Below are 1,082 nucleotides of genomic sequence, written 5' to 3'. Positions count from 1 at the left end.
CGGGCAAAACCCTTGGCGAAAACATCGCTCATGCTGAAATCAAAAACGATCAAGTCATTCGTCGCCTGGACAACCCGTACAGCGCTTCCGGCGGTCTCGCTGTTCTGTTCGGCAACCTGGCAGAGCAAGGCTCGATCATCAAAACAGGCGGTGTCGATCCTTCTATTAAAAAGCACGAAGGTCCAGCCATCTGCTTCGACTCCCAAGAGGAGGCTCTGGCAGGAATCGCTGCTGGCAAAATCAAATCTGGTCATGTTGTCGTTATCCGCTATGAAGGTCCTAAGGGCGGACCAGGCATGCCAGAAATGCTTGCTCCAACCTCGCAAATCGTGGGTATGGGCCTTGGTAAAGAAGTCGCTCTCGTTACAGACGGACGCTTCTCCGGTGCTTCTCGCGGGATCAGTATCGGTCACGTGTCTCCTGAAGCCGCAGAAGGCGGTCCAATTGCCTTCGTACAGGACGGAGATATTATCTCAATTGACCTGGAGGAGCGCACGATCCAGCTGCATGTGGATGAAGCCGAGCTGGCTCGCCGCAAAGAAGGCTGGAAAGAATTCGAGCCGAAAGTAAAAACAGGCTATCTGGCTCGTTACTCCAAGCTGGTAACGAATGCGAGCATGGGTGGTATTTTGAAAATCTAGCACGCTGCTAGCAAACAGATCAAAGCCCTTGTCTTTGTGGGAGACTCCACAAGGCAAGGGCTTTCGTTTTTTTACAAGATTTGCATTCCTCGTTCTCGCAACAAATTTCGTTACGAAACGTATTAGTAAGTAGAGAGCCAGACGAGTAGATTACAAGACTCGTCGTGCCGAAACGAAGCGCTTCTCCCAGGACGTGCCTTTAAAGGTCGAATACGTCACTCCTGGTTTTCCATATGTATGTAAGAGTTTATTGTTGCCTGCATAAATCGCCACGTGTGTAATCCGTTTGGACGTCGTCGTCGTACTCGCCTTGAAGAACACCAAGTCTCCCTTTTTCAGGTTGGCCTTGGACACACTGGTTCCTTTCTTGGCTTGATCGCGAGAAGAACGTGGCAAGCTCTTGCCGACTGCGACTTTAAATACGCGTTGTGTAAAGGAAGA

2 protein-coding genes are annotated in these 1,082 nt (G+C 50.5%); one reads left to right on the top strand and one right to left on the bottom strand.

The genetic code is table 11. The annotated features are described in order from the left end of the window. A partial coding sequence (locus C7R94_RS29815; protein WP_199197987.1) for an IlvD/Edd family dehydratase occupies positions 1 to 641 on the top strand: 641 nt, incomplete at its 5' end. Between the two features lie 150 nt (positions 642 to 791). Here C7R94_RS29815 and C7R94_RS29810 read toward each other — a convergent pair. After that, positions 792 to 1,082 (bottom strand): C40 family peptidase (locus tag C7R94_RS29810; RefSeq protein WP_146142873.1); only part of this gene is annotated, 291 nt, incomplete at its 5' end.

The organism is Brevibacillus sp. NRRL NRS-603 (assembly GCF_003013445.1).
GTDB classification, from domain to species: Bacteria; Bacillota; Bacilli; order Brevibacillales; family Brevibacillaceae; genus Brevibacillus; species Brevibacillus formosus.
This window is presented reverse-complemented; position numbering and strand designations above follow the sequence as displayed.